Raw genomic sequence first — 796 nt, forward strand, 5'->3', positions numbered from 1 at the left:
ACAGGTCGAGCGTTGATACAGCCGGAGCGGTTGCCGTATCCGCCTCCGACTACGATACCGGGTCGGCCAGCGGAATGACCATCCATGCGACCGGCATTGCGGTCGGCATCGCCGCCGGCGGCGCTGGCGGTGTTTCCGTCAACGTCAGCGGTGCCGGCGTGGTGGCGTTCAACGACATCAACAACGGCATCGAAGCCAGCATTGTGGGAAGCACGGTAACCGCGGGCGGCAACGTGACTGTCCATGCCGAGGATCGGGCAGGCATTAAGGCCGAACTGCTGGCTGTCACCGTATCCGCGGGCGGTGCCGGTGCGGCCTCGGTCAACGTCACCGTGTCGGTTACTTATGCCGAAAACACGATGAGCGGCAGCCTGCTGGCCACCATTGACGATTCCACCGTTACTTCGACGTCAGGCAGTGTCACCGTTGATGCTTTCGCCGACAACCTGATTGAGGCCGACGGCGTGGCTGTTGGCGTGTCGGTCGGCGGCGCGGGGGGCGTGTCCATCAATGTCGCGGCCAGCGCGGTCCTGGCGACGGCTGTACTGACCAACGTGGTCGAAGCCAGCATCATTGACGGGTCCAATGTTGCCGCGAACTCCGTCAGCGCCACGGCGACCGATGAATCGACCGTGGATGCTACTCTGGTTGCGGCTTCCGTCAGCATTGGCGGCGCGGGTGCTGTTTCTGTCAACGCGTCGATCGCGGTATCCGTCGCGCGAGTGGATTTTGGCACGAACACACGTGCGCTGATCTCGGGATCGAAGGTTCTCGCGCGAACGGGGGACGTCAGCCT

Annotated in this window: 1 protein-coding gene; it reads left to right on the top strand. The window is 63.7% G+C overall.

From position 1 onward, the window contains the following. Positions 1-74: 74 nt before the first annotated feature. Positions 75-796 (top strand): hypothetical protein (locus EOD07_RS36190; RefSeq protein ID WP_164772943.1); only part of this gene is annotated, 722 nt, incomplete at its 3' end.

The sequence above is a fragment of the Mesorhizobium sp. M2C.T.Ca.TU.002.02.1.1 genome (genome assembly GCF_003997225.1).